The organism is Amycolatopsis echigonensis (genome assembly GCF_014174495.1).
GTDB lineage: Bacteria > Actinomycetota > Actinomycetes > Mycobacteriales > Pseudonocardiaceae > Amycolatopsis > Amycolatopsis echigonensis.
Genome location: NZ_JACJHR010000053.1, coordinates 15,049 through 41,414, shown reverse-complemented (window position 1 = coordinate 41,414; position 26,366 = coordinate 15,049). Strand labels below are relative to the sequence as shown.

Sequence of the window (26,366 nt, the reverse complement as noted above, 5' to 3'; positions counted from 1 at the left end):
GTGGCGTAGGTCCTGTGAGCGGGCCCCGCCCGCCTCACGTCCAGCTCACTGCCTACTCTCAAGTGCGTGAACTCCGTGTCCGAGCTGGCGCTCTCCGGGCCGCTGCTGCTCGCCGCGGGTGTCGCGCTGGTCGCCGGGGCCATCTCGTTCGCGTCGCCGTGCGTGGTGCCGCTCGTGCCCGGGTACCTCGCCTACCTCGCGGCTCTCGTCGGCGCGGACGCCCCGGCGGTGCGCGACGGCGAGGAACGCAAGAAGGGCCGCTACGCCGTCCTCGGCGCGGCGGGGCTTTTCGTGCTCGGGTTCACCGTGGTGTTCGTCGCGACCATGGGCACGCTGGTCTGGCTCGCGAACACCTTGCTGGTCAACGAGGATCTGCTGCAGCGCATCGGCGGCATCCTCACCATCCTCATGAGCCTGGTCTTCCTCGGCTGGATCCCGGGGCTGCAGCGCGAGGTCCGCTCGCACCACGTGCCCGGCGGCGGCCTGTGGGGCGCGCCGGTGCTCGGCGCGGTGTTCGGGCTCGGCTGGACGCCGTGCATCGGGCCGACGCTCTCGGCCGTCACCAGCCTCGCCAGCGCCACCGGCGGGGCCGCGATCCGCGGGTACGTGCTGGTGCTCGTCTACTGCCTCGGCCTCGGCGTCCCGTTCCTGCTGATCGCGCTCGGCGCGCGCTGGGCCGTGCGCGCCACCGACTGGCTCCGCCGCAACGGCCGCCGCGTGCAGATCTTCGGCGGGGCGCTGCTGATGCTGGTCGGCATCCTGCTGGTCACCGGGCTGTGGGGGGACGTCATGGGCTGGCTCCGCAACTCCGTCGCCTCCGATCTCGAGCTGCCGTTGTGACCACTACCGAAGCGCCCCCGAAGAACCCGCAGCCGTACCGGCCGTCGCCGGCCAGGCAGGTCCTGGCTTTCCTGCGCAACACCTGGCGCGGCCTGACCTCCATGCGCACCGCGCTGGTGCTGCTGTTCCTGCTGGCGCTCGCCGCGCTGCCCGGCGCGCTGCTGCCGCAGCGGCGGCTGAACGCGCCGAAGGTCGACCAGTACATCAGCGCGCACGGCTGGTGGGGTTCGCTGCTCGACAAGCTGGAGTTCTACGACGTCTACTCCAGCGTCTGGTTCTCCGCGATCTACCTGCTGCTGATGATCTCGCTGGTCGGCTGCCTCACGCCGCGCAGCTTCGAGTACCTCAAGCAGATGCGGGCGAAGCCGGTGCTGACGCCGCGCAACCTCGCGCGCATGCCGCACCACCGGATCGCCCGCACCGCGCGCAGGCCGGAGACGATCCGCGAGGACGTGCGCAAGCAGCTGTCCGGCTGGCGGCGTATCGAGCGCGAGGAGGACGGCGGCGGATTCAGCGTCTCGGCCGAACGCGGCTACCTGCGCGAGACCGGCAACCTGCTCTTCCATTTCGGCATGCTCGGCCTGATCATCTTCTTCGCCCTCGGCAAGCTCTACAGCTACGAGGGCCAGGTCATCGTGCAGGCCAACGGCGGCCAGTTCTGCAACTCGGGCATCTACAACTACGACTCGTTCGAGGCCGGGCTGCGCATCGACGGCACCGACCTCGACCCGTTCTGCGTGAAGGTCAACGACTTCACCGCCCGCTACACCGCCACCAACCAGGCGGACTACTACCACTCGCACATCGAGTACCAGTCCGGCGAGGACCTGCAGACCGGCACGTGGAAGCCGTACGACCTCGAGGTCAACGAGCCGCTGCGCACCGCCGGCGACCGGGTTTACCTGCTCGGCAACGGGTATTCGCCGCAGTTCACGGTGACCTTCCCGAACGGCGAGAAGCGCACCCAGAACACCCAGTGGATGTTCACCGACCCGTCGACGATGCTGTCCGAGGGCGCGACGAAGTTCGACCAGCCCGGCGTCACCGACGAGGTCCAGCGGCGCACCAAGCAGCTCGCGATCACCGGGCTGTTCGCGCCGTCCTCGTTCATCCACGGCGGCGTCCTCACCTCGACCGGGCCGCAACTGAACAACCCGATGGTCGCGGTCGACGTGCTGCGCGGCGACCTCGGTCTCGACGCGGGCCGCGGCCAGTCGGTGTTCTCGGTCGACCAGTCCCGCGTCGAGGACGGCCGGCTGAAGCGGGTCGCCCGCAAGAACCTCGCGGTCGGCCAGGAACTAACGCTCGACGACGGCACCAAGGTGCGCTTCGACGGCGTCAACAAATGGGTCAACCTGCAGGTCTCGCACGATCCGACGCAGGGCTACGTGCTCGGCTTCGCGATCGTGATGTTCGCCGGACTCGGGGCGTCGCTGCTGGTCAAACGGCGTCGCGTGTGGGTGCGGGTGCGGCCGGGCAAGGACGAGGGCGCGAGTACCGTGATCGAGGTCGCGGGGCTCGCGCGCACGGATCAAGCCGGATACGGCGAGGAATTCCAGCGGATCAGCGAACGGCTGGTCACGGGCCGGAAGGGCAGCTGAGGCATGGAAATCAACGAGACTTTCTCGCAGTACAGCGACCTGCTGTACACGACGACAGTGGCGATTTACGTGCTGGCGCTGCTGTTCACGCTCTTCGAGCAGGCGTTCGGGGCCAAGGGCCGTCTCGCCGCCGAGCGCAGCAGGCAGCGCGTGCTGGTCGGCGCGGGCGGGCCGGACTCCGACTCGGCCTCGGTCGAGGACGGCGACGCACCGGCCGAGCCCGAGGCTCCGCGCACGATCGGCCGCCCCGAGCGGATCGGCCGGATGGGCGCGGCGCTGCTCGTCCTGGGCGCGCTGCTGCAGCTGTCGGCGATCGTGCTGCGCGGACTCGCGGTGCACCGCGCGCCGTGGGGCAACATGTACGAGTACGGCATGGCGGTCACCTTCATCACCGTCGTCGCCTGGCTCGTGGTGATCAAGAAGTTCCCGGTCCGCCACCTCACCGGCTTCCTGCTGCTGCCCGTCGTGATCCTGATGTTCATCAACGGCACGCTGCTGTACACGGTGGCCGCGCCGGTCGTGCCCGCGCTGCAGTCCTACTGGCTCTACATCCACGTGTCCGCCGCGATCATCGGCTCCGGCGTCTTCCTGGTGCCGGGCGTGGCGAGCGTGCTCTACCTCTTCCGCACCGCGCACGACCGCAACCCGGCCAAGTTCTCCGGTTTCGGCCCGAAGCTGCCCGCCGCCGACGTGCTCGACCGGATTGCCTACCGTGCCACGATCGTGGCGTTCCCGATCTTCACCTTCGGCGTGCTGTGCGGCGCGGTGTGGGCCGAGGCCGCGTGGGGCCGGTTCTGGGGCTGGGACCCGAAGGAGACCGTCGCGTTCATCGCGTGGGTCGTCTACGCGGCATACCTGCACTCCCGCGCCACCGCGGGCTGGCGCGGCACGCGCGCGGCGGTGATCAACATCGTCGGGTTCTCGGTGACGATCTTCAACCTGTTCTTCGTCAACCTGGTGACCGTCGGACTGCATTCCTACGCAGGGGTGAGCTAGCCGGGGGTCCGCCACCCGGACCGGGCCTCGGGCGACTACCGTCGTTGTCAGGGGCCCTTCGACGTACCCGGGAGGTTGGCAACGGTGACCGGACCCAGTGAAGAGACTGCCGGCGAACAGCAGTCCGAGCAGGCCCAGGAACCGGCTGCCATGTTCTCCGAGGAACGGACCGATTCGACGCCGCATCCCGGCACCGGACCGTACGACGCGCAGCCGACGCAGGTCGTCGACCCGCCGCCGCAGGGGGCGTACCAGCCGCTGCCGCAGCCGGGCGGCTACCAGCCGCACTACGACCAGAATCTGCCGCCATTGCAGCCTCCGGCGCAGCAGCATCCGCAGCACGCCGCGCCGGGCGGGTACCAGCAGCCGCCCGCAGCCCCGGCTGGCACGCCGGTTCCTGCTCCGGGTGCGGTTCCCCCAGCGAACGCGCAGGGGCTTCCGCAGCCCGCGTCCAGCGCGGACGAGCTGGCCACGGCACACCTGGTGAAACAGCAGAAGCGGACGCCGCAGTCAGGCTGGCGCAAGGCGGTGTACCTGGGCAGCGGCAAGCTGATCAACCCGGGGGAGAGCCCCGCGGACACGCGGCGGCGCGAGCTGATCGCGCGCGTCAACCAGCCGCTGCGCGGGTGCTACAAGATCGCGATGCTGAGCCTCAAGGGCGGCGTCGGCAAGACCACGACCACGACCACGCTCGGCGCGACCTTCGCATCCCTGCGCGGCGACCGCGTGGTGGCGGTGGACGCGAACCCGGACCGCGGGACGCTGTCGCAGAAGATCGCCATCGAGACCACCGCGACCGTCCGGCACCTGCTGCGGGACGCGGACAAGATCACGCGCTACAGCGACGTCCGGTCCTACACGTCGCAGGGTTCGAGCCGGCTGGAAATTCTTGCCAGCGAACAGGATCCGGCCGTGTCGGAGGCGTTCTCCGAGAACGACTACCGGCGCACGGTGAACCTGCTGGAGCACTTCTACAACATCGTGCTCACCGACTGCGGCACCGGTCTGATGCACTCGGCGATGAAGGGCGTCCTCGACGTCGCCGATTCGCTGGTCGTGGTGTCCTCCGGTTCGGTCGACGGAGCCCGCAGCGCCTCGGCGACGCTGGACTGGCTGGAGGCGCACGGCTACGGCGACCTGGTGAAACGCTCGGTCGTGGTGATCAACTCGGTGCGCCCGAAGGGCAGTTCGGTCGACCTGGACAAGCTGGCCGCACACTTCGGCGCGAAGGTGCGCGCGGTGTGCCGGATCCCGTTCGACGCGCACCTGGAAGAGGGCGCGGAGATCGAGCTGGAACGCCTCGGCGGGGACACGCGGCTGGCGCTGCTGGAACTGGCGGCGACGGTGGCCGACGGGTTCAACGGACAGCAGTACCGTATTTGATTGCCCCGGCTGTGTCTAATTGCCCCGGCTCCGCCGGGGCGCCGAGATCGCCGGGGAGCCGGTTTCTTCCCTCCCGATTCGCCCGGCCTGGGGGCCGGTCGAATCGCTCAGTCCAGAAACCGGCGCGATCTCGGGTTGTGGTTCCGGAGTCTGTGAGGGTTCCCTCGGGTGACGCTGCTAGGTCGTGAGGGCAGCTTGAGGGCTGCGGAGCCCGTGAAGGGATCTGTGGCTGGTCGTGAGGGAAGCTCGAGGGTGGCGGAGTTTGTGAGGGTTTCTCTCAGGGGCTGCCGCTGGTCGAGGGCCACGCAGGTGCCGTGAAGGGGTCCTTCACGGCAAGTGCGGACGGCTCAGGAGTCGTTGTCCTCGGGGCGGCGGTTGCGCTGCTGTTCGGAGAGCTTGCGCAGGAATTCAGGATCGTCGTCAGGGGCGACGGCCGGACGGCGCTGCGGGACGCTGATCCGCTGCGCGCCGAGTGCCCGCCACAACAGAACGGCGATGGTGATCGCGCCCACCGCTGCGAGCAGAGGAATCATGCCCGGGTCCTTCCGTCGTGCTGGCCCCCAGATTAGCCGCAATCCGGCTGGGTCGGGGGCAACGGGCCGCCCCGGAACGCGGCGAAGGGTCGTGACCGGCAAGCGATGCGGGAGGCACCCCTTGCCAGTCACGACCCTTCGGCGTGTTCGAGACCCGCGGTCAGATCTTGCGGGTCGGCTCGCTGGCGTCCGTGGTGAGTTCGGCCAGAAGGTCGTTCACCTCGGACTCGCGGAACCTGCGGTGTCCGCCCGGCGTGCGGATCGAGCCGATCCGGCCCGCGGTGGCCCAGCGGGTCACGGTCTTCGGGTCCACCCGGAACAGAGCGGCCACCTCACCCGGGGTGAGCAACCGTCCGCCCATGGTTGCGGTCATTTTCCGCCTCCTTAACGCCCAACTTGCTATACCGGGGGCATCGGGCGATTTCGCCCGTCGCGCCCGGGTGGCCAACGCGGCAATCGTGGCACTTCACCCGTCGGGTACTCGAACGGTTGTCCTTGGGTAAAGAGCCCTTAAAGTGCAAAAGGGACATAACTCAGCAGATTCTCAGGATCGCTCAGGGCCTGTTCGCGCCGCGCTGACCAGGCATTTTCCAACCGGATGCGCCGAGATTCGGGTAAAGACCAGGCAAAGGCCGAGTCTGGGCGGCGTCCGGCGCTCAGGTTGCTGTGACGCAGGAGACAATTCGGGGCCTACCGGGATGAGCCGGTCGCGCGGGCGCGCCGCATAATGAGCCGGTGGATCAGCTGGACCGGAAGATCATCGCCGAGCTGCGGGCCAACGGCCGGGCTACCTACGCCGATCTCGGCCGCACGGTGGGGCTCTCCGCGTCGTCGGTGCACGAACGCGTCGGGAAGCTCGAGGCGGCGGGCGTGATCACCGGCTACCACGCGATGGTCGACCCGAACACGGTCGGGCTCGGCGTCACCGCGCTGGTCGGCATCCATCCCACCGACACCGCCACCGACGAGGACGTCGCCGCCTCGCTCGGCGAACTGCCCGAGGTGGAGAGCTGCTACGCGGTCGCGGGCGACGAGGCCTTCGTAGTAAAGGTGCGGGTTTCGACCGTCGACGAACTGGAGCTCACCCTCGGCAGGCTGCGCCGCATCCCCGGCGTCGGCCGCACCAACACCACGGTGGTGCTCTCCACCCGGTTCGAGGGCCGCCCCAACAACGCGGGCCTGGACGAAGACCCGCCGAGCGGGGCGTAGCCTGTTTCGGTGTGAGCGAGACACCGGACCACCTGCCCCGTGACCTGACGGTGTACTTGATCGCGCGGTTCGCGCTCGTCGCGGTGGTCGCGGTCGTGCTTTCGCTGGTCGGCGTGCCGCTGCTGGTCGCTTTGCTGATCGGGCTCGTCGTCGGCCTTCCGCTCGGCCTGCTGCTCCTGCGCGGCCTGAACCAGCGCGTGACGGCCGGTCTGGCCAAGCGCAACGAATCCCGCGCGCGTGCCCGTGCCCAGCTGCGGTCGCAGCTGCGCGGCGAGACCTCGGCTGACGATTCCGCGGCATGAGCAAACCGCACGACCGCGCCTGGGTCCGGGAGGCCGTCCGGATCATCGAGGCCGACGCCAACCGCAGCGCCGACACTCATCTGCACGTTTTCCCGTTGCCTCCGGAATGGGACATCGACCTCTACCTGAAGGACGAGTCGGTGCATCCGACCGGCTCGCTCAAGCACCGCCTCGCGCGCTCGCTCATCCTGTACGGCCTGGTCAACGGGCACATCGGGCCGGACACCGTGCTGGTCGAGGCGTCCAGCGGCTCGACCGCGGTGTCCGAGGCGTACTTCGCGCGGATGCTCGGCCTGCGGTTCGTGACCGTCGTGCCGCGGCGGACCAGCAAGGAAAAGATCGCGCTCATCGAGTTCTACGGCGGCGAGTGCCACTACGTCGACGCGGCGCCGGCGATGTACCCGGAGGCCGAGCGGCTGGCCGCCGAGTGCAACGGGCATTACCTCGACCAGTTCACCTACGCCGAGCGCGCGACGGACTGGCGCGGCAACAACAACATCGCCGAGTCGGTGTTCGCGCAGATGCGTGCCGAACGCCATCCGGTGCCGTCGTGGATCGTCGTCGGCGCGGGCACCGGCGGGACGAGCGCGACGTTCGGCCGCTACGTCCGGTACAAGCGGCACACCACGAAGATTTGCGTGGTGGACCCGGAAAACTCGTCGTTCTACGGCGCGTGGGAAACCGGCGCGCTCGACTACGCGACCGGGATGCCGTCGCGGATCGAGGGCATCGGACGGCCGCGCTGCGAACCGTCGTTCGTGCCCGGCGTGATCGACGAGATGTTCCAGGTGCCCGATGCCGGTTCCCTGGCGGCGATCCGGCTGCTGCGCGAGCGCACCGGGCACTGGGCGGGCGGCTCGACCGGGACCAACCTGTACGGCGCGTTCAAACTGATCTCGCGGATGCTGGCGGAAGGCCAGGCGGGTTCGGTGGTGACGCTGCTGTGCGACGGCGGCGAGCGGTACGCGAACACGTACTACTCCGACGAATGGCTTGGCGAGCAGGGGATCGACCTCGCGCCGTACCGGGCGCGGTTCGACGAGTTCCTGCTCACCGGCCGGTTCGACGGCTAGCTGCCTGCCCGGTAGCCCCTCACCAGCACGATCACGATCCGGCGGAGCCGGGCCTCGAAGTCGACGCGGGAGCCGGACAGGCGCGGGTCCTTGATGGCTTCCCGGACGGCTTCGTTCGGGTGCGCCAGCGGCCACAACCCCGCGGTGAACACGAAGATCGCCGCCGACAGTTCTTGTGCTGCCTCCGGTGACAGGCCCGGCAGCGCGGTGCGCAGCAAGTCGGCGGTGCGGGCGTTGTGCTTCGCCGACCGCAGCTTGTACTCCCGCGCGATCTCCGCCGAGACGTTCCGCTCCAGCACGTTCGCCAGCACGCTGATCAGTTCGCACAGCACTGGCCGCGCCGCCAGTGAAGCGGCGAGTGTCGCGGCGACCTCCGGCAGATCGCCGTCCAAGGTGAGCGAGTCGAGCCACGCGCCGCGGGCGCGGTCGAGCACCTCCAGGTAGACGGCCTCTCGGGTGGGGAAGTAGCGCGCGACGTTCGAGGCCGACAAGCCCACCCGGCGAGCTAGTTCGCGCATGCTGATCTCGTCGACGGAGGACTCCGTCATCAGCTGCTCGGCGACGTCGAGGATCGCCTCGCGGCGGGCTTCCACCTGCTCGGGGCTGCGGGCGCGCTGGAAGTCGGACACGTCGGGGAGTGTAACAGGACACTGCTCTCTTGATAAGAGAACAGTGTGCTGTTAGATTCGAGAGCAAGAGAACAGTGTTCCGTTAACTTCGGCAGGAGATCCCGATGCGCACCTACGACCAGCTCTTCCTCGGCGGCCGGTGGACCGAGCCCGCGACGACCGACGCCTTTGAAATCCGTTCGCCGCACGACCGTTCGCTGGTGGGCCGCGCTCCGAAGGCGGCGGAGGCTGATGTCGACCGCGCGGTGGCGGCGGCTCGGCGGGCGCTCGAACCGTGGGGGAGAACTCCGCTGGCCGAGCGGTTGCGCCTGGTCGAGCGGTTCAACGAACTGCACGCCGCCCGGGCGGACGAGATCGCCGAGCTGATCACCGCGGAAAACGGCTCGCCGAGGTGGTTCACCGGCTGGACGCAGCACAACCTCCCGGAGCGCACGGCCGCGTGGCTGAAGATCGCGCGCGAGTTCTCCTGGGAGGAAACGCTGGCCGACGAGGCGGGCAATCGGACGATCGTGCGGGCCGCGCCGATCGGTGTCGTCGCGGCGGTGATCCCGTGGAACTCGCCGCATTCGGCCGCGCTGGTGAAGCTGATCCCGGCGCTGCTGGCGGGCAATCCGGTGCTGCTGAAGGCCGCGCCGGAGACCGCGCTCGACGCGATGGTGCTGGCGGAAATCTTCGAGCAGGCCGGTTTCCCCGAGGGCGTGGTGAGCGTGTTCGCGGCGGACCGCGACGTGAGCGAGCACCTGGTGACGCACCCGGGCGTGGACAAGATCGCGTTCACCGGCTCGACGGCGGCCGGGCGGCGGATCGCGTCGCTCGCCGGACAGCAGCTCAAGCGCGTCGGGCTGGAGCTCGGCGGCAAATCCGCGGCGATCGTGCTCGCGGACGCGGACCCGAAAGCCGTCGCCGAGGGGATCCGGACCGCGACGTTCGCGAACAACGGCGAGATGTGCGTGGCCCACACCCGGATCTTCGCCGCGCGCGAGCGTTACGCCGAGATCGTGGCCGCGCTCGCGGAAATGGCCGACGGACTTGTGGTTGGCGACCCGGCGAAGCCGGACACGTTCGTCGGGCCGATCGTCCGGCAGGACCAGTACGAACGCGTGCTGTCCTACCTGCGGCTAGGCGTCGAGGAGGGCGCGCGGATCGCGGCGGGCGGACCCGAGCCGCTGGCGAATCCTGAGCTGGCGAACGGGTTTTACGTGCGCCCGACGGTGTTCGCCGACGCCGCGAACGACATGCGGATCGCGCGCGAGGAGATCTTCGGGCCGGTGCTCGTGGTGATCCCGTTCGACACCGAGGAGGAGGCGATCCGGCTCGCGAACGACTCCGACTACGGCCTGAGCGGCGGCGTGTGGACGGCCGACGCGGAGCACGGCGTCGAGATCGCGCGGGCGGTGCGCACGGGCACCTTCCACGTCAACGGCGCGCCGCGGCACGGGAGCGCACCGTTCGGCGGGTTCAAGGCGAGCGGGGTCGGCCGTGAGTACGGCTCGCACGGGTTGGCGGAATTCGTGGAATGGCAGGCGATCGCGGTGGGCGCGTGAGCTAGAGCGCCAGGGCGACCGCGCTCAGCACCGCCCAGGCCAGCATCGCCATGCCGGTGTCGCGCAGGGCCGGGATCAGCTCCCGGCCCTTGCCGCCACCGCCGACGGCCTTGATCGGCTTCAGCAGCAGCGGCGCGGTCGCGAACGCGATGAACAGCAGCGGGTGCCAGATCCCCATCAGGACGGTGAGCGCGTACGGAACCGTCACCAGGGTCAGGTAGAGCTTTCGCGTGCCGCCGTCGCCCATGCGGGTCGCCAGGGTGTGCTTGCCGGCCTCGATGTCGGTGGGGATGTCGCGCAGGTTGTTCGCCACCAGCACCGCCATCGAGAACGAGCCGACGGCTACCGCGCAGCCCAGTGCGTCCCAGCTGACCCGGCCGGCCTGGACGTAAACCGTGCCGAGGACGCCGGCCAGGCCGAAGAACACGAAGACCGCGATCTCGCCCAAACCGTAGTAGCCGTACGGCTTTTTGCCGCCGGTGTAGAACCAGGCGCCGAGGATGCAGAGACCGCCCATCGCGAGCAGCCACCAATATCCGCTCAGCGCGACGAGCGTCAGGCCCAGCACTCCGGCCAGGCCCAGGGACGTCAAAGCGGCGCGCAGCACGGCCTTCGGGTTGGCCGCGCCGGACCCGACGAGGCGCAGCGGGCCGACGCGGTGCTCGTCGGTGCCTCGGATGCCGTCGGAGTAGTCGTTGGCGAAGTTCACGCCGATGATCAGCGACAGCGCGACCAGCAGGGCGAGCAGCGAACGCCACCAGGAGAACGCGTCGAGCGCGATCGTCGCACCGACGCCCGCCACGACCGGCGCGATCGCGTTCGGCAGCGTCCTCGGCCGAGCGCCTTCGATCCACTCACTGACTGTCGCCATGGGGTCCATTCAACGCCATGCGATCTTCACCCGTTCGGTGCCCGGCCAAAAGCCGTGAAGGACTCCTTGAGGGAATCAGATTCCCTCAAGGAGTCCTTCACGGAACGAGCCGGGACCGCACTGCCTGGCGGTCGATCTTTCCCGGGCCGCGCAACGGCAACGCGTCGGCGAACTCGATGCGTTTCGGCGTGGCGGCGGCCCCCAGCTCGGCCCGGACTGCGGCTCGCAGCTCCGCTTCGTCCGCGGAAGCCACGACCATGGCGACCACCGCTTCGCCCCATTGCGGATCCGGGATGCCGACGACACAGGCATCGCGCACTCCGGGCTGCGCGCCGAGCAAACGTTCGACGGAGGCAGCGGACACCTTGACCCCGCCGGTGTTGATGACGTCGTCCGCGCGCCCGAGCACCTCGACCCGGCCGTCGGGCAGCAGGCGGCCGCGGTCCGAGGTGCGAAAAGAGCCGTCCCGGAACGACTCCGCGGTCAGCTCCGGCGCGAGCCGGTAGCCGTGCGACAGCACCGGGCCGGAGATCCACAGCCGCTCGTCGGCGTCGGGCGCCACGTGGACGCCATCGAGCGGGACGCCGTCGTAGACACAGCCGCTCGCGGTCTCGCTCATCCCGTACGAGGGGACGATCCGCACACCTTCCTCGACGGCTTGCGCCCGGAGTTTCGGCGAGGTGGCGGCGGCGCCCAGAATGATGCCGTCGAACGCCTTCGCGGCGGCCAAGCCAGCGCCGCCGTCGTCGAGCAGCCGGACGAGCTGGGTCGGCACGAGCGCCGTGTAGCGCGGCCCGTTTTCCGCCAGCACGGGCGCGGCCGCGGCGGCGAACTCGTCCGGACGGAAGCCGCTACCGGTCAGGAACGCCGGTTTCGTGCCCGCCAGCCGCGCCCGGATCAGGACTTGCAGGCCGCCGATGTAGTGCGCGGGCGTGGCGAGCAGCCAGTGTCCGGGACCGCCGAGCCGGGCGTGCGTAGCCGTCGCGGACGCGGTGAGCGCGCGCGGCGACAGCAGCACTCCCTTCGGCGCTCCGGTGGATCCGGACGTGGCGATCACCACGGCGGTGTCCGGCTCGACCGGCTGGTCCGGGGCCATCGCTTCGAGCAGCGCCGGGGCCGACGGATCCGCCGAGCTCAGCGGCAGCACCGCCGGGCCGCCGTCGAGGGCCGCCGCCAGGGCCGCGTCGAGGGCGGTCAGCGCGTCGGCGCTGCCGTCGAGCCACACCACGTGCACGGAACGACCTTCTCAGTAGTAGTACGGGTAGTCGGACCAGTCCGGGTCGCGCTTCTCCAGGAACGCGTCGCGGCCTTCCACAGCCTCGTCCTGCATGTACGCCAGCCGGGTGGTTTCGCCGGCGAACAGCTGCTGTCCGACGAGCCCGTCGTCGATCGCGTTGAACGCGTACTTCAGCATCCGCTGCGCGGTCGGCGACTTGCCGATGATCGTCCAGCCCCATTCGAGCGCGACCCGCTCCAGCTCGGCGTGCGGGACGACCTCGTTGACCGCGCCCATCCGGTGCATTTGCTCGGCGGTGTAGTCGCGGCCGAGGAAGAAGATCTCCCGGGCGAATTTCTGCCCGACCTGCCGGGCGAGGCCCGCCGAGCCGTAGCCCGCGTCGAACGAGCCGACGTCGGCGTCGGTCTGCTTGAACCGTGCGTGCTCGGCCGAGGCGAGCGTGAGATCGCACACGACGTGCAGCGAATGCCCGCCGCCCGCTGCCCAGCCGGGCACCACGGCGACCACGGGTTTCGGCATGAAACGGATCAAGCGCTGCACCTCGAGGATGTGCAGCCGGCCCGCACGCGCCGGGTCGACCGTGTCCGAGGTCTCCCCGCTCGCGTACTGATACCCGGAGCGTCCGCGAATACGCTGGTCACCGCCGGAGCAGAACGCCCAGCCGCCGTCCTTGGGCGAAGGGCCGTTTCCGGTGAGCAGGACGCACCCGACGTCCGCGCTCATCCGGGCGTGGTCGAGCGCCCGGTAGAGCTCGTCGACGGTGTGCGGGCGGAAGGCGTTGCGGACCTCCGGACGGTCGAAAGCGATCCGGACCACCCGTTTGCCGGAGCGGGCGTCCCGCGAACGGTGGTAGGTGATGTCGGTGAAGGAGAACCCTTCGACCTCGGACCAGGCGGCGGGGTCGAACAGCTCGGAAACTCGGGCGTCATCCACGTTTGGGAGAATAGGACCTGTGGACATGATCGCTGAGCCTGACGCCGCTGCCGACGAGGGACGGCCGCACGGCGCTCGAGCGGGGGTTTGCCGGTGAACCCGTCCACCGCGCAGGCCAGGGTCATCGTCGACGAACTCGTCCGCAACACCGTCTCGCACGTCGTGTTGTGTCCAGGATCTCGCAACGCGCCCCTGTCCATCGCGCTCTACGACGCCGCCGCTTCGGGACGGCTGCAGCTGCACGTCCGCATCGACGAGCGGGGCGCGGCGTTCCTCGCGCTCGGCATCGCGGCGCGCACCGGCCGTCCGGCGGCGGTGGTCTGCACCTCCGGCACCGCGGCGGCGAACTTCCACCCGGCGGTCCTGGAGGCCGACCGGGCAGGCGTGCCGCTGATCGTGCTCACCGCCGACCGTCCGCCGGAGCTGCGTTCGGCGGGCGCGAGCCAGGTGATCAACCAGTACGAGCTGTACGGCGACGCGGTCCGCTACTTCGACGAGCTGGCCGTCGCCGAACGGCGGGCCGGGCAGAACTCCTACTGGCGCAGCCAGATCTGCCGCGCGTGGAACGCCGCGTACGGCGAATGGCGCTGCGGGCCAGTGCACCTGAACATCCCGTTCCGCGAGCCGCTCGTGCCGGATCTCGACGATGACGGCGAGTGGTACGAATCGCTCGAAGGCCGCCCGGACGGCGAACGCTGGACCGAGCTGCCGGACTTCGGCGCACTGCCCTCGTTCGTGGTGCCCTCGGCACGGCACGGCCTGGTGATCGCGTGCGACACCGGCGCGCAGGCGGCCAGCGAATGGGCTGAGCAGCACGGCTGGCCGGTGGTTTCGGAGACCGGCGGACTGGGCCTGTCCGGCGCGACCGCGATGTCGTCCGGCGCCTGGCTGCTGGGCGTTGAGGAATTCATTTCGCGACACCGTCCCGAGCAGGTCTTGTGCCTCGGCCGCCCGACGGTGTTCCGGCAGGTACAGAAAGTGCTGTCGGACCCGGAGGTCGAGGTTCTTCTGGTGCGTCCGGATTCGGACTGGCCCGCGCCCGCGCACAACGTCCGCCAGGTCGGGCAGTGGTTCGCCGAACCGACGAAGCCCGCTGACCCGGAGTGGCTGGCGAGCTGGCAGCGCGCGGACGCAGCGGCCAGCCAAGCGGTTTCGACAGCGCTGGCCGCGGAGCCGTGGCCGAGCGGCGTACGGGTGGCCGCTGAGCTGGTCGACGCGCTGCCGGAAGGCGCGCTGCTGGTGGTCGGCTCCTCGAACCCGACGCGTGATGTCGCGCTCGCCGGACGGCTGCGTCCGGACGTCCTGGTGCACCGCAACCGCGGAGTCGCCGGGATCGACGGCACGGTGTCGACGGCCATCGGCGCGGCCACTGTGCACCGCGCGCCGTCGTACGCGCTGCTCGGCGATCTGACCTTCCTGCACGACGCGTCCGGCCTGCTCACCGGGCCCGCCGAGCAGTTGCCGGACCTGACGATCGTGGTGCTGAACGACGACGGCGGCGGCATTTTCTCGCTGCTGGAACAGGGCGCGCCGGAACACTCGGCGAGCTTCGAGCGCGTCTTCGGCACGCCGCACGGCGCGGACTTGGGTGCGCTCTGCGCGGGCTACCGGGTGCCGCACGTCGTGGCCGAGACGGTAGAAGAGTTCCGTGCCGCGTTGCGGCCGGCGCCGGGCCTGCGGGTGGTCGAGGTTCGGGTCGACCGGGCGCAGCACCGGAATCTCCACGCGCGGCTGAAGTCCGCGGTGGCGGAAGCGGTGGGGACGGTTTAATCCGGCGGGGGCCGGTGACCATGGGGGAGTTCTTGAACGAGGCGGACTTGCGCCCGCGAGGCCGATGGGCCTGGTTCAGCGCGGCAGTGGCGGCACTGGCGCTGGTCGGGCTCGTGTGCTCGTATTTCTCGTCGTTTCTGGTGATGGCCAGCGACAACTGCTTCGCCGGGGACAGCCGCGCGATCTGCAGCACGGCCGGACAGCACGCGGTCTTGTCGCTGCCGTGGGTCGGCTGGTTCGCGGCGATCGCCGGGTCGTTCGCGATGGCCGGGCTGGCCGTGCGGCGCGGCTGGGGACCATGGCCGGGCCTGTACGCGGGGCCGATCCTGTACGGCATTCCGATCGCCATCGCGTGGTGGATCGCCGAATCCGGCTGAACCTCCCAGTGGGTAAGAACCCGTCGTTCGGACGTACCCGTGGAGTGCTCACGTGGATACGTTCGGTCGCATGGGCCACCTTGGAGGAACCATGCGATCGAGAACTCGGGCCGGGATCGGGGCGGTTGCGGCTGGAGTCGCGACGGTGCTGCTGGCAGGCACCGCTTCGGCAGTACCGGCACCGGGCTCGCCGGGCGTCGGCGACCCGTACTACCCGAACGCCGGCAACGGCGGCACCGACGTGCGGCACTACGACATCCGCGTGAGCTACCAGCCGGAAACTGACGTCCTGTCGGGCACCACGACGCTGCTGCTCACCGCCACCCAGGACCTGTCGCGCTTCGATCTGGACTTCGCGCTCAAGGCGTCGAAGGTGCTGGTGAACAACCGGCCGGCGCAGTTCGCGAACTCCACCGGCGACGGCGAGCTGGTGATCACCCCGGCGCAGCCGCTGCTCAAGGGCCAGTCCGCGACCGTCGTCGTGAGCTACTCCGACAGTCCGTCGACGGAGAAGGTCGGCGGCCTGAACGCGTGGAAGAAGGGCGCTTTCGGGGCGCTCGGCGTCGACGAGCCGCAGAGCGCGCAGTGGTGGTTCCCCTCCAACGACCACCCGACCGACAAAGCGACTTACGACGTGTCGATCGAGGCACCGGACGGGCTCGCCGCCATCACGAACGGCACGCTCGTGAAGAAAACCAAGAAGCGCGCGGGCTGGACGCGGTGGAACTGGCGCAGCACCCAACCGCAGGCGACCTACCTGACTTCGTTCATCGTCGGCAAGTACGACGTGGTCCAGTCCACCACGCCGGACGGCAAGCCGTTCATCACCGCCTACGGCTCCGACCTCGGGGATTCGCTCGACGCGGCCAAGGCGAGCGTGGAGCGGACGCCGGAGGTCGACGAGTTCCTGGCGTCGCAGTTCGGGCCGTACCCGTTCGAGGCCGAGGGCGGCGTCGTGACCAGCGGGATCACCTTCTCGCTGGAAAACCAGACCCGGCCGACCTACGGCGCGCGCAACTTCGCCGCCGGCTCCAACACGACGTTGATCGCGCACGAGAACGCACACCAGTGGTTCGGGGACAACGTTTCGCTGGGCAAGTGGAGCGACATCTGGCTGAACGAGGGCTTCGCGTCCTACGCCGAGTACCTGTGGTCCGAGCACGAGGGCGAGGGCACGACCGCGCAACTCGCGCAGTACGCGTACGACTCCTACGCGGCCGACGATCCGTTCTGGCAGGTCCTGCCGGGCAACCCGGGCGAGCCGAAGCAGTTCGACCGCGCGGTGTACGACCGGGGCGCGATGGCCCTGCAGGCGTTGCGCACCAAGGTCGGCGACGAGGCGTTCTTCTCGATCCTTCGGCAGTGGCAGGTGGAGAAGGCAGGCAAGGCGGCGGTGATCCCGGACTTCGTGGCGCTCGCGGAGAAGGTGTCGGGCAAGCCATTGCAGGACCTGTTCCAGACCTGGCTGTTCACGGCCGGCAAGCCCGCGGTCGGTCCTAACGGGACGGTCGCGGCCAAGGCGTTCGCCGCCGCCCCGGCGAAGCCGAAGGCGTGGGACCAGATCCAGGCGAACCACCGTGCGCTGGCGGGGGCCGGTCGGCACTGAAATTCGCTTGCCTGGCTGCGGGATCCTGGAGAGTTCCGCTCTCTGAAGGCGGATTCGGTGGCCATGAAAGTGCGGGCGTAGCTCCGCCACGCTCGGCTGGACGGCCGGGAGTGGCGGGTGCTGCGCCCTGATCCTGGATTAGATACCGCGGTGCTGTACGAAAACGACCGGTACCCGCAAATGTGCGTCGACCGCCGTGCGGCGTATCGGATCGGGGTGTTGTGGCTGCTGGCCGCGCGGTCCCGGCATACGGTCATCCACCTGCCGTTGCGCGCTGGCCGGACTCCCGCTCAGCCGGAGTGCACCGGTCGTCCGCTGGATCTCGTGCTGAGCCAGCACACCGCGCAGCTGCGGGCATCGCACTGGCCTCGGCTCAGGGCGGCGCTTGGCCCGGCCCGGCCGCACATGGTGCGAATCCCGGCTGACCGGCGTCCGGTGGAGTGGCCGTATTGGCGGAGCCGGGACCGGCTGTACGACCGGATTCACGCCGACACGATGTTCCTGACCGGCAGCGCGGGGGTCTTCCGGCACACGGCGGAGTACTTCTTCGCCCTCGCCTTCGGCGCTCCGGGTTCTGCTCCGGGCGAGGAAACGCCGCACCACGCGTGTTCGGACCTGAATTGGACAACTCGGGTGCTGGTGAACACCTACTGCCTGCACGTCCTCTACCGGGCGCACTGGCTGCCGCGTGCCGGGCGGGTCGGCGGGCCCGACTAAACTCTCGGTGTGGCAGCCAGGAGTGTGCAGGCGCGGCGGATCGGGTGGTTCGCCGTGCTGGGCGTGGCTGTGCTGCTCACCGTGATGTGCGTGAGCCTGGTTTTCGCCGCGTTCCGCAACGACAGCGCGATCGAATCGCATCTGGGCACGGCGACTGCGACGGTCGAGTCGGTCGCTTTCGACCGCACGATCATCCAGTACCAGACCCCGGACGGCATCGTGCACAGTCCGCCGACCGGGGTGCTGTATCCGTCGGGTCTCGCCGCCGGTCAGCTGGTGGCGATCGAGTACGACGCGACCAATCCGGAGCTGACCCGGGTCGCCGGCCGGACCGCGACGTTGACGCTGCTGCCGGTCGGCATGACGGTGCTGATCACCTGGCTCGTGGCGGGCCCGCTGCTGTGGTGGCTGCGCCGGGTGCTGAAGCGAACCGCCGCCGCTCCGGAGCCGGTGCCCGCCGAGGTGTGATCAGGCACCGACGGTTTCCTGCCACCAGCTGAGCACCTCGTCGGCGACGCCGGGGGCGGCCACCAGCAGCCCGTCCGTAGGCAGCGCGGTGTCCTCGCCGTGCTTGTCCAGCACGACCGCGCCCGCCTCGATTGCCATCGCGACGGAGCCCGCGACGTCCCATTCGTGGTAGCTGTGCAGCACCGCCGCGGCCGCGTGCCCGAGCGCGACCTGCGCGATCGACAGCGCGGCCGACCCCAGCACCCGCACTCCAGCGTGGGCAGCCGCCGCTCGTTCGATGAACTCGCCCATTCCCGGCCACGGGCCCTTGCGCGCCAGTTCGGTGCAGACGATCGCTCCGGCGGTACCCGAACGGTCCACCAGCTTCAGCGGTTTCCCGTTCGCGCGAGCGCCTCGTCCGCGAGCGGCGGCGTAGATCTGCGCCCGGTACGGGTCGGCGACGACGCCCACCACGGGGCCGCTCGCATCGACCAGGGCGAGGCTGTAAGCGCACCAAGGCACTCCGGCGACGTAGTTCGCGGTGCCGTCCACGGAATCGACCACCCAGCGGTACTCCGCGACGTCCGCGCCGTGGTCGGCGCCGAATTCGTGGCCTACCACCGGGATTCCGGGGAACTCCGCGGTCAGCACGCGCCGGGTGTGCCGTTCCAGGATCCGATCGGTGTCGGTGACCCAGTCGAACGGCGAATCCAGCGTCGCCGGGTGCGCGCCGCGGCCCGCGGTCGCGGTGATCACGTCGGTGGCGTCGTTCGCCAGCCGGCCCGCGACCTCGAGCGCTCGCGAGAGCAGCCCGGGTTCCACGGGCCGCGACGGCCTGGAGGACAAGAGGGTCATGCCTGCTTAGTCTGGGTGTTCCTGGTGTCCGGGACGCGACCGGAAGATGACATGTCGTGGCGAATTCTTCGACGGTCGGCGCCCGGCCGCGGACGCTGCGGAGTGTTTCGCCACCGTTGGCCGGTCGGTTACGCGGGATTGGCCCGCCTGGCCTGCGGTTTTGCGACAGTGACGCCGTGCGAGTCGCCATAGTCACCGAAAGTTTCCTGCCCCAGGTGAACGGCGTGACGAATTCCGTGCTGCGGGTCGTCGAGCACCTGGTCGAATCCGCGCACGACGTGCTGGTCGTCGCGCCGGGACCGGGTCCGGCGAGTTACCGCGGCGCTCCGGTCGTCCGCATTCCGGCGCTGGACTTCCCCGGCGTGAACTCCCTGCCGATCGGCCTGCCGACGCGCACCGTGCTGACCGCGCTGGCCGATTTCGGACCGGACGTCGTGCATCTGGCCTCGCCGTTCGTCGTCGGCGCGCGCGGGCTCGCCGCGGCCAGACGGCTGCGCGTGCCGTCGATCGCCGTCTACCAGACCGACATCGCCGGGTTCGCCACCTCGTACGGCTTCGGCATCGGCGCGCGGGCGGCCTGGCGCTGGGTGCGCCGCCTGCACTCGCGGGCCGACCGGACGCTGGCACCCTCGTCGGACTCGATCGAACAGCTGAAGTTGCACGGGGTTCCGCGCGTGCATCGCTGGGCGCGCGGCGTGGACATCAGCCGGTTTTCCCCGGCACACGCGGACCCGGCGCTGCGTGCGGAACTCGCGCCGAACGGCGAGCTTCTGGTCGGGTTCGTCGGACGGCTCGCACCGGAGAAGGAGGTCGACCGGCTGACCGTGCTGGCCGGGATGCCGGGCGTGCGCGTGGTCGTCGTCGGCGACGGACCGGAGCTGCCGGCGTTGCGGGAACGGTTGCCTGGCGCGGCTTTCCTTGGCGCGAAGTACGGTGACGAGCTGTCGGTCGCGTACGCGAGCCTCGACGTTTTCGTGCACACCGGACCGCACGAGACGTTCTGTCAGGCGGTGCAGGAAGCGATGGCGTCCGGACTGCCGGTGCTCGCGCCGGACGCCGGTGGGCCGAAGGATCTCGTGCTGCCGGGGCGGACCGGTTATCTGCTGCCCGCGGATCGCGAGTCGTTCGGCCCGGCGCTGGTTTCCAAGGTCGATGACCTGCGGGACGCGGCGCTGCGGGCCCGGCTGGGCGAGAAGGCGCGGAAAGTGGTCCTGGGCCGGACGTGGCCCGCGGTGTGCCGGGAGCTGGTCGGGCACTACGAAGCGGTACAGGGCCGAGTCGCACGTGCGGCTTGAGCCATGCACATCGTCCAGCTGGCGAACTTCTACGGACCGCGTTCCGGCGGGTTGCGGACCGCTCTGAATCACCTCGGCGCGGGGTACGTTGCCAGCGGGCATCGGGTGACGCTGGTCGTGCCGGGGCGGCGGTACGCGGTGGAAACCCTGCCGACGGGGGTGTGCCGGTATTCCTTGCCTGCCTTGCAAATCCCTGGCACTGGCGGCTACCGCGCGGTCGATCCGCAGCGGGTCCGCGCGGTGTTGCGGCGGCTGGAACCGGATCGGTTGGAGGTGTCGGACCGGCTGACGTTGCGGGGCATGGGGGTGTGGGCTCGGCGGAATGGCGTGCCCAGCACGGTCATCTCGCACGAGCGGCTGGACCGGCTGCTGGAGCAGTTTTTGCTGCCGGGGGTGATGGCCCGGCACGTCGCGGATGTGGCCAACCGGCGGATGGCGGCGTCGTACGACACGGTGGTTTGTACGACGGCCTTCGCACACGCGGAGTTCGAACGGATCGCCGCGCCCAACGTCCGGCGGGTGCCGTTGGGCGTGGATCTGGCGACGTTCGCGCCGTCGATGCGGGATTCGGGATGGCGGTCGGCGTTGGCCGGCGGTGCGGACGCGCTGATTGTCCATTGTGGGCGGTTGTCGCCGGAGAAACACGTTGAGCGGAGCGTGGATACGGTCGCGGAACTGACGGAATCCGGGGCGCGGGTGCGGTTGGTGATCGCCGGGGACGGGCCGCGTCGGCGGGCCTTGGAACGACGGGCTCGCGGGTTGCCGGTGACGTTCCTGGGCTTTTTGGCGGGGCGGGGCGAGGTAGCTCGGTTGCTGGCCAGTGCGGACGTTTCGCTCGCTCCGGGACCGCACGAGACGTTCGGGTTGGCGGCGTTGGAGGCGCTCGCTTCGGGGACGCCGGTGGTGGTTTCGGCGTCGTCGGCGTTGCGGGAGATCGTGCGGCCCGGTTGCGGGGCGGCGGTGGACGACCACGCGCCCGCGTTCGCCAGCGCGGTGACCGGGTTGCTGGACAGCCCGGAGGAACTCCGCCGGGCAGCTGCGCGGGCGCGGGCGGAGGAGTTCGCGTGGCCGAACTCGGTGCGGGGAATGCTCGCCGCCCTCGGCTGAGGCTGCGGAAGGTCCGTGAAGGACTCCTTGAGGGAAACAGATTCCCTCAAGGAGTCCTTCACGGACAGCGGGTCAGGTGCGGTAGCCGGGGTGGACGCCGGGCATGAGGCCCCGGTCGGCGGCGATCCGGGCCAGCAGTTCGTGCAGGGTTGAGCGTTCCTCTGTGGACAGTGCAGACGTCAGCTCGTTTTCGTGCGCCGCGCCGGCTTTCGCCAGTTCGGCCATCGTTTCTTGGCCTTTGTCGCTGAGGAAGACCGCGTAGAGGCGGCGGTCTTGGGGGTTGCGCCGGCGTTCGATCAGGCCTTGCTGCTCCAGGCCGTCGACGAGGGCGACCAGCCGGGTCGGCGGCGTGCCCAGTTCCGCGGCCAGCACCTGCTGGCTCTCGCCCGGACGCCGCGCGATCGCCCGGAGCAGTCCGGTCTGCGGCGGGGTCAGGCCGAGGTCCGCGACGCGTTCGGCGAAGCGCTGGGTCGCGTGTGCGCCCAGCTGGGCCAGCAGGAAAGCGCTGCCGAACGTCGGTGGTCCTTGCATGCCCTGAACCGTATCGCTTGACAATTCATTACACCAGTGTAATCGTTCTGTTAGTGAAACTAATTGACCTGGAGGTTTGCCATGACGACCATGACTCGACAGCAGGGCGGCCCGCCGTTGCTGGCCCCGGCACTGGCGTTCGGGGTGCTGACAGTCGCGTCGGCGGTGCTGGGGGCGGCGGGGACCCGGCCGGATTCCAGTGCGGCTGAGGTCGCCGCGTACCTCGGCGGCAACCAGGGCGTCGTGCGGCTGCTCGCGTTCGCGGTGTTCGGCGCGTCGGTTCCGTTGGCGGTGTGGGCCGCGACGGCCTATCGCAGACAGCGGCGGCTCGGGGTCGCGGCCCCGGGCGCGGTGATCGGGCTCACCGGTGGCGTGCTCTCCGCGGCTGCGCTCGCGATGAGCGGATTGATCACCTGGACCGCCGCGCAGGCCAGTGACGCTCCCGCGGTGGCGCGGGCGTTGACCAGCCTCGCGTTCGCGTCCGGCGGACCGGGCTTCGTGGTGCCGCTGGCGTTGCTGATCGCCGGGATCGCCGTCCCCGCGTTGTTCCTGAAGCTGTTGCCGCGCTGGATGTCGGTCGCCGGGCTAGTGGTTGCCGCGGCCGCCGTGCTCGCCTCGCTGTCATTGCTCACTCCGGCGCTGTATCCGCTCATCCCGGTCGGCCGGTTCGGCGGGCTCGTCTGGCTGGTCGCCGCCAGCGTCCTGCTCCCGCGCGACCGCGCGGCACGGACGGACTAATCTCGAACCCATGCCCCGAGCGAGCCTGGACAAGGATCCGCACGAAGTCGCCGCGATGTTCGACGGCGTCGCGTCCGGTTACGACCGGGCGAACTCCTTCATGACGTTCGGGTTCGACCGGCGCTGGCGCACCACCACGGCTCGCGTGCTGGACGCCAAGCCGGGCGAGAAGGTGCTCGACCTGGCGGCCGGCACCGGGGTGTCCACCGTCGAGTACGCGCGCGGCGGCGCCTGGTGCCTCGCCGCCGACTTCTCCGTCGGGATGCTCAAGGCGGGCCTGCACCGGAAGGTGCCGATGGTCGCCGCGGACGCGATGTGCCTGCCGTTCGCCGACAACAGCTTCGACGCCGTCACCATCTCGCTAGCGCTGCGGAACTTCGTCGACACCAAGGGCGCGCTCGCCGAGATCCTGCGCGTGGTCAAACCGGGCGGCCGGCTGGTGATCTGCGAGGTGTCGACGCCCACCTTCGCCCCGATCCGGTTCCTGCACCGGCGGTTCCTGCTCAAGATGCTCACCTGGGTCGGCAGCCGGACGTCGTCGAACCCGGAGGCCTACTCCTACCTGGCCGAATCGATGCTCGCGTGGCCGGACCAGCGGACGCTCGGCGAGATCATCGCGAGCGCGGGCTGGACCGAGGTCGAATGGCTGAACCTCACATTCGGCGTCGTCGCGATCCACCGGGCGGCGAAGCCTCTCTGACTCCGCCTTCCTCCACCGCCCTCAACGGGTGCGGCTGCACCACGCTGTATTTTCGAGTGCATGACGACCTCGCGCCGCAGCCCGGACCACGACGCCGAAGTGATCGTGGTCGGCGCGGGACCCGCTGGTTCGACCGCGGCCACCTACCTCGCCCGGGCGGGCGTGGACGTGCTGTTGCTGGAGAAGACCGTGTTCCCGCGCGAGAAGGTGTGCGGCGACGGCCTCACCCCGCGCGGCGTGAAGCAGCTGATCGACCTCGGTCTCGACACCAGCGAGGAAGCGGGCTGGGTGCGCAGCCGCGGTCTGCGCATCCTCACCGGCGACCTGACGCTCGAGTTCGACTGGCCGGACCTCACCGACTACCCGCCGTACGGCGTCTCCCGCACCCGCCACGACTTCGACGACCTGCTCGCGAAGACCGCGGTGAAGGCGGGCGCGCGGCTGTACGAGCGCACCACGGTCACCGGCGCGATCACCAACGCTTCCGGCCGCGTGGTCGGAGTCGAGGCGAAGGTCGGGCCGGAGAAGACGCCCGTTAGTTACCGGGCGCCGTTGGTGCTGGCTTGCGATGGGGTGTCGGCTCGGCTCGCGCTGAGTGTCGGGATCGACAAGAACGAGAAGCGGCCGATGGGGGTCGCGGTGCGGCGGTACTACAAGAGCCCGAAGCACGACGACCCGTTCATCGAGGGCCACCTCGAGCTGTGGGACCGGTCCGATCCTCGGGATCCGAAGCTGTTGCCCGGTTACGGCTGGGCGTTTCCGCTCGGCGACGGGACGGTCAATGTCGGGCTGGGCATGCTGTCGACGTCGGCGTCCTTCCGGAACACCGATTACCGGGCGTTGCTGAGGCAGTGGCTCGACGGGACTCCCGAGGAGTGGGGGTACCGCGAGGAGAACGCGATCGGCAAGGTCGGCGGGGCCGGGTTGCCGATGGGGTTCAACCGGACTCCGCACTATCGCAACGGGTTGTTGCTCCTCGGTGATGCCGGCGGGATGGTCAGTCCGTTCAACGGCGAGGGCATTTCCGCGGCGATGGAGTCGGCGCAGCTGGCGGCTGAGGCTGTGGTGCAGGCGCTGGCCCGGCCGGAGGGGCCGTCCCGGGAGCGGGCGTTGGAGGGGTATCCGCGGGCTGTTGCCGAGTTGATGGGCGGGTACTACCGGCTCGGGAATGTGTTCGCGAAGTTGATCGGCAAGCCGAAGATCATGCACGCGGCTACTAAGTATGGGTTGCGGGTCAACAAGCTTCTTCCCTTGGTGTACAAGGGGCTTTCCGGGTGTTACGACGCTCGGGGCGGGGATGGGGTGGATCGGTTGATCTCGGCTTTGGCGCGGGTTACGCCTAGTCCTCGGTGATCTGGTCGGTCTGCTCGGTCTGCTCGTCGCCTGGCGGCGACCTTGCGTCCGGGTGGTTGCGTGGGGCACCCCGAAGTTTGATTGTGCTGACGGTTCGGGGGTGCTTGTCAAGGCGGGAAAGATGCCTTGACAAGCACCCCCGAACCGCAGGGGGGCTTCGTATCGGGGTGCGGGGGTGGGTCTGGGTGCCTCGATTGTTGGGTGCATCGGCTGCGGTTGGGTGCGTTTGGTTGGTGGGTGCGTCGGCTGCGGTGGGCGGCTCGGTTGGTGGGTGCGTCGGCTGCGGTTGGGTGGGGTGATTCGGGCTGGCGCATGGGTTTTGGGCCTGGGGATTACCCGGCTGGAGCAATCGGTTGTCCGGCCGGTCAGTGTGATACGTCACAAGATCGAGTCGGCTGGAGTGCTCGGCGCAGTTGTTCAAGGGGCCTTTACCGCTGGTCTCGCCATTGCGGCCGGGGGTGGGCCTGGGAAAGTTCCCGGTCAAGTTAGGGCTGCCTTAGTCCGCAACCCCTAGGGACAAGAGTGTGACTCACGTCCTACACTCGCCCCATGCTTTGTGAATCGCTTCACAACCGCGACGAGTCGCTTGTGAACTATTTCACAAGCGTGCGGTGGTCCGGACACGGGCCGTAAGGGCGCCCTGACCCTCGGCGGTGTGACCCAGCTCCCTTAGGGTGCCGACGAGGACTCGGACCACCACCCGAGAACAACCCGCAGCGGCGCGGAAAGGATGGCGAAGACCCCGTGCTGATGGTGCCCGTGCTGGCGCAGGCCGATCCCGGACCGGCGGCGCCCGGACTGAACGTGTATCTGCCGCTCGTCCTGCTCTTCGTGCTCGCGGCCGCGTTCGCCGTGTTCTCCGTCCTGCTGGGTCCGCTCGTCGGGCCCAGCCGGCGCAACCGCGCGAAGACCGCGGCCTACGAATGCGGCATCGAACCGTCGCCGCAGCCGCTTGTCGGCGGCGGCCGGATGCCGGTGGCCTACTACATCACGGCCATGCTCTTCATCCTGTTCGACATCGAGATGGTGTTCCTCTACCCGTTCGCGGTGAACGCCAACGCACTCGGTGTCTTCGGCCTGGTGGAGATCGTGCTGTTCATCGTGACGGTCGGGTTCGCGTACGCCTACGTGTGGCGGCGCGGCGGCCTGGATTGGAACTGAACCCATGGGCCTCGAAGAAAAACTCCCCAACGGCATCCTGCTGGCCAGCCTCGAGGGACTGGTCAACTGGGCACGCAAGAACTCGCTGTGGCCGGCGACCTTCGGGCTCGCCTGCTGCGCGTTCGAGATGATGTCGGTCGGCGGTTCGCGCTACGACATCGCGCGCTTCGGCATGGAGCGGTTCTCCGCGACGCCGCGCCAGGCCGACCTGATGATCGTGGCCGGCCGGGTGACCCAGAAGATGGCCCCGGTCCTGCGCCAGATCTACGACCAGATGGCCGAGCCCAAGTGGGTCCTCTCGATGGGCGTCTGCGCCTCGTCCGGCGGCATGTTCAACAACTACGCCGTCGTGCAGGGCGTCGACCACATCGTGCCGGTCGACATGTACCTGCCCGGCTGCCCGCCGCGGCCGGAAATGCTGCTCGACGCGATCCTCAAGCTGCACGCCAAGATCCAGGACGAGCCGATCAACGCCCGCCGCGCCGCGATCCGCGCGGCCAGCGGGGCCCGTACCGAGCTGATCCCGTCCTCGATCAAGTACGCGAAGAAGTGAGCACC

Annotated in this window: 28 protein-coding genes; 20 read left to right on the top strand and 8 right to left on the bottom strand. The window is 69.7% G+C overall.

Features of this window, described 5'->3' with window-relative positions:
• Positions 1–66 precede the first annotated feature (66 nt).
• From H5411_RS30315 to H5411_RS30300, 4 genes are all read left to right on the top strand, one after another.
• Complete coding sequence (locus tag H5411_RS30315) at positions 67–840, top strand: cytochrome c biogenesis CcdA family protein (RefSeq protein ID WP_101436150.1); 774 nt, start codon at positions 67–69, stop codon at positions 838–840.
• Entirely contained in the window at positions 837–2,441 is a 1,605-nt protein-coding gene (gene resB / locus H5411_RS30310) for a cytochrome c biogenesis protein ResB (protein ID WP_183125806.1), read from the top strand. Before H5411_RS30315 ends, resB begins: the two co-directional genes overlap by 4 nt.
• Positions 2,442–2,444: 3 nt before the next feature.
• Positions 2,445–3,437: a c-type cytochrome biogenesis protein CcsB gene (gene ccsB / locus H5411_RS30305; protein WP_183125805.1), complete on the top strand. Its 993-nt coding sequence runs from the start codon at positions 2,445–2,447 to the stop codon at positions 3,435–3,437.
• Between the two features lie 84 nt (positions 3,438–3,521).
• Positions 3,522–4,820 (top strand): MinD/ParA family ATP-binding protein, encoded by a 1,299-nt coding sequence (locus tag H5411_RS30300; RefSeq protein ID WP_183125804.1) that lies wholly within the window; start codon positions 3,522–3,524, stop codon positions 4,818–4,820.
• 347 nt (positions 4,821–5,167) lie between these two features.
• Here H5411_RS30300 and H5411_RS30295 read toward each other — a convergent pair whose 3' ends face one another.
• Positions 5,168–5,353, bottom strand: coding sequence for a hypothetical protein (locus H5411_RS30295; RefSeq protein WP_101436146.1), 186 nt, complete (start codon positions 5,351–5,353; stop codon positions 5,168–5,170).
• 160 nt (positions 5,354–5,513) lie between these two features.
• Positions 5,514–5,726: a BldC family transcriptional regulator gene (locus H5411_RS30290; protein ID WP_009072010.1), complete on the bottom strand. Its 213-nt coding sequence runs from the start codon at positions 5,724–5,726 to the stop codon at positions 5,514–5,516.
• Between the two features lie 362 nt (positions 5,727–6,088).
• On the opposite strand from H5411_RS30290, the gene H5411_RS30285 reads away from it, so the two are divergent.
• From H5411_RS30285 to cds1, 3 genes are read left to right on the top strand one after another with little or no spacing between them, the layout of a single operon-like run.
• The gene (locus H5411_RS30285) at positions 6,089–6,562 is read left to right on the top strand and encodes an Lrp/AsnC family transcriptional regulator (RefSeq protein WP_167441916.1); all 474 of its coding nucleotides are present in this window, start codon (positions 6,089–6,091) and stop codon (positions 6,560–6,562) included.
• Positions 6,563–6,573: 11 nt separating this feature from the next.
• The gene (locus H5411_RS30280) at positions 6,574–6,864 is read left to right on the top strand and encodes a DUF4229 domain-containing protein (RefSeq protein ID WP_101436145.1); all 291 of its coding nucleotides are present in this window, start codon (positions 6,574–6,576) and stop codon (positions 6,862–6,864) included.
• Positions 6,861–7,937, top strand: coding sequence for an L-cysteine desulfhydrase Cds1 (gene cds1, locus H5411_RS30275; protein ID WP_183125803.1), 1,077 nt, complete (start codon positions 6,861–6,863; stop codon positions 7,935–7,937). Before H5411_RS30280 ends, cds1 begins: the two co-directional genes overlap by 4 nt.
• Here the strand turns inward: cds1 and H5411_RS49055 are convergent.
• Entirely contained in the window at positions 7,934–8,566 is a 633-nt protein-coding gene (locus H5411_RS49055) for a TetR/AcrR family transcriptional regulator (RefSeq protein ID WP_220817695.1), read from the bottom strand. The genes cds1 and H5411_RS49055 overlap by 4 nt on opposite strands.
• A gap of 104 nt (positions 8,567–8,670) precedes the next feature.
• Between H5411_RS49055 and H5411_RS30265 the strand changes: the two genes are divergently transcribed.
• Complete coding sequence (locus tag H5411_RS30265; RefSeq protein WP_183125802.1) at positions 8,671–10,110, top strand: aldehyde dehydrogenase; 1,440 nt, start codon at positions 8,671–8,673, stop codon at positions 10,108–10,110.
• 1 nt (position 10,111) lies between these two features.
• On the opposite strand, the gene H5411_RS30260 is transcribed toward H5411_RS30265, so the two are convergent.
• The 3 genes from H5411_RS30260 to H5411_RS30250 form a co-directional block, all read right to left on the bottom strand.
• Positions 10,112–10,981: a 1,4-dihydroxy-2-naphthoate polyprenyltransferase gene (locus tag H5411_RS30260; protein ID WP_183125801.1), complete on the bottom strand. Its 870-nt coding sequence runs from the start codon at positions 10,979–10,981 to the stop codon at positions 10,112–10,114.
• A 97-nt stretch (positions 10,982–11,078) separates the two neighbouring features.
• Positions 11,079–12,215: an o-succinylbenzoate--CoA ligase gene (gene menE, locus H5411_RS30255; RefSeq protein ID WP_183125800.1), complete on the bottom strand. Its 1,137-nt coding sequence runs from the start codon at positions 12,213–12,215 to the stop codon at positions 11,079–11,081.
• A gap of 12 nt (positions 12,216–12,227) precedes the next feature.
• The gene (locus H5411_RS30250; protein ID WP_009072022.1) at positions 12,228–13,151 is read right to left on the bottom strand and encodes a 1,4-dihydroxy-2-naphthoyl-CoA synthase; all 924 of its coding nucleotides are present in this window, start codon (positions 13,149–13,151) and stop codon (positions 12,228–12,230) included.
• Between the two features lie 93 nt (positions 13,152–13,244).
• Between H5411_RS30250 and menD the strand changes: the two genes are divergently transcribed.
• From menD to H5411_RS30225, 5 genes are all read left to right on the top strand, one after another.
• Positions 13,245–14,921 (top strand): 2-succinyl-5-enolpyruvyl-6-hydroxy-3-cyclohexene-1-carboxylic-acid synthase, encoded by a 1,677-nt coding sequence (gene menD / locus H5411_RS30245; RefSeq protein ID WP_183125799.1) that lies wholly within the window; start codon positions 13,245–13,247, stop codon positions 14,919–14,921.
• 20 nt (positions 14,922–14,941) lie between these two features.
• Entirely contained in the window at positions 14,942–15,298 is a 357-nt protein-coding gene (locus H5411_RS30240; RefSeq protein ID WP_101440841.1) for a hypothetical protein, read from the top strand.
• Between the two features lie 91 nt (positions 15,299–15,389).
• Positions 15,390–16,904 (top strand): M1 family metallopeptidase, encoded by a 1,515-nt coding sequence (locus H5411_RS30235; protein ID WP_183125798.1) that lies wholly within the window; start codon positions 15,390–15,392, stop codon positions 16,902–16,904.
• A gap of 150 nt (positions 16,905–17,054) precedes the next feature.
• Entirely contained in the window at positions 17,055–17,621 is a 567-nt protein-coding gene (locus H5411_RS30230) for a hypothetical protein (protein ID WP_183125797.1), read from the top strand.
• 84 nt (positions 17,622–17,705) lie between these two features.
• Complete coding sequence (locus H5411_RS30225) at positions 17,706–18,089, top strand: DUF3592 domain-containing protein (RefSeq protein ID WP_246369441.1); 384 nt, start codon at positions 17,706–17,708, stop codon at positions 18,087–18,089.
• On the opposite strand, the gene H5411_RS30220 is transcribed toward H5411_RS30225, so the two are convergent.
• Complete coding sequence (locus H5411_RS30220; protein ID WP_101436135.1) at positions 18,090–18,923, bottom strand: inositol monophosphatase family protein; 834 nt, start codon at positions 18,921–18,923, stop codon at positions 18,090–18,092.
• A gap of 224 nt (positions 18,924–19,147) precedes the next feature.
• Here H5411_RS30220 and H5411_RS30215 point away from each other — a divergent pair, with 224 nt between their 5' ends.
• Both H5411_RS30215 and H5411_RS30210 read left to right on the top strand, forming a co-directional pair.
• Positions 19,148–20,218, top strand: a complete 1,071-nt coding sequence (locus H5411_RS30215) for a glycosyltransferase family 4 protein (protein WP_312878653.1) — start codon at positions 19,148–19,150, stop codon at positions 20,216–20,218.
• A gap of 3 nt (positions 20,219–20,221) precedes the next feature.
• On the top strand, positions 20,222–21,325 hold the full coding sequence (locus H5411_RS30210; protein WP_183125794.1) for a glycosyltransferase: 1,104 nt from the start codon (positions 20,222–20,224) through the stop codon (positions 21,323–21,325).
• Between the two features lie 72 nt (positions 21,326–21,397).
• Here the strand turns inward: H5411_RS30210 and H5411_RS30205 are convergent, their stop codons facing one another.
• A complete protein-coding gene (locus H5411_RS30205) occupies positions 21,398–21,856 on the bottom strand; it encodes a MarR family winged helix-turn-helix transcriptional regulator (protein WP_183125793.1) in 459 nt (152 codons plus the stop codon).
• 81 nt (positions 21,857–21,937) lie between these two features.
• Between H5411_RS30205 and H5411_RS30200 the strand changes: the two genes are divergently transcribed.
• From H5411_RS30200 to H5411_RS30180, 5 genes are all read left to right on the top strand, one after another.
• The gene (locus tag H5411_RS30200) at positions 21,938–22,594 is read left to right on the top strand and encodes a DUF4386 domain-containing protein (RefSeq protein WP_183125792.1); all 657 of its coding nucleotides are present in this window, start codon (positions 21,938–21,940) and stop codon (positions 22,592–22,594) included.
• Positions 22,595–22,604: 10 nt separating this feature from the next.
• Complete coding sequence (locus H5411_RS30195; protein ID WP_101436130.1) at positions 22,605–23,294, top strand: demethylmenaquinone methyltransferase; 690 nt, start codon at positions 22,605–22,607, stop codon at positions 23,292–23,294.
• Between the two features lie 60 nt (positions 23,295–23,354).
• Positions 23,355–24,647: a geranylgeranyl reductase family protein gene (locus H5411_RS30190; RefSeq protein WP_183125791.1), complete on the top strand. Its 1,293-nt coding sequence runs from the start codon at positions 23,355–23,357 to the stop codon at positions 24,645–24,647.
• Positions 24,648–25,397: 750 nt separating this feature from the next.
• Complete coding sequence (locus tag H5411_RS30185; protein WP_101440839.1) at positions 25,398–25,808, top strand: NADH-quinone oxidoreductase subunit A; 411 nt, start codon at positions 25,398–25,400, stop codon at positions 25,806–25,808.
• A gap of 4 nt (positions 25,809–25,812) precedes the next feature.
• Positions 25,813–26,361, top strand: coding sequence for a NuoB/complex I 20 kDa subunit family protein (locus H5411_RS30180; RefSeq protein WP_009072052.1), 549 nt, complete (start codon positions 25,813–25,815; stop codon positions 26,359–26,361).
• The last annotated feature ends 5 nt before the right edge of the window (positions 26,362–26,366 follow it).